This is a genomic window from Oleiphilus sp. HI0079 (assembly GCF_001635105.1).
This window is the reverse complement of record NZ_LWFT01000263.1, coordinates 1-587: the sequence shown is the minus strand read 5'-3', so window position 1 is coordinate 587 and position 587 is coordinate 1. Positions and strand designations below refer to the sequence as shown.

Below are 587 nucleotides of genomic sequence, written 5' to 3'. Positions count from 1 at the left end.
TGCTCGTGTTGTACCGTAGCGGCGCCATTCAGTGTAATTACTGGAGCGGTGCGGTCAGCCACGATCACGTCACGAGTGACTGTCGGCGCGGCGTTGCTCTGAGAGTCGGTGACGTTGTAGGTGAGTGTATAAGTGCCTGCAACATTTGGATCGACAGCGCCAGTTGGGACGATGGAACCAGATAGATCGCCATCGGCTGCATCGGAGGCGGTCGCGCCAGGATCAGTAAATGGCGTTTGCAGTTCATGCAGGATCGGGTTGCTGCCCAGTAGGGTAATGGTCGGCGCGCCGGTATCGACGACGTTCACAGTACGTGTCACGGTCGCCGCCGCATTGCCCGACGAGTCTTGCACGTTGTAAGTAAGAGAATACGTGCCAATGACGCTGGCATTGACGCTGCCAGTCACGCCAATGTTACCGGTAATAACACCATCGATGTTATCGGAAGCGGTTGCGCCGGCATCGGTGTAAACCGTGCCTACCTCGTGATCGACAGGATCAGAACCAAGTAGCGTGATGACTGGGATGGTCGTGTCGACCACATTGACGGTGCGCGTAACTTGCGTTGCGGCATTGCCTGTGGCGTC

1 protein-coding gene is annotated in these 587 nt (G+C 57.1%); it reads right to left on the bottom strand.

Translation table 11 applies throughout. The annotated features are described in order from the left end of the window. Positions 1 to 587, bottom strand: a 587-nt coding sequence (locus tag A3750_RS03810) for a DUF5011 domain-containing protein (RefSeq protein ID WP_156498374.1), incomplete at both ends; no start/stop codon positions are given.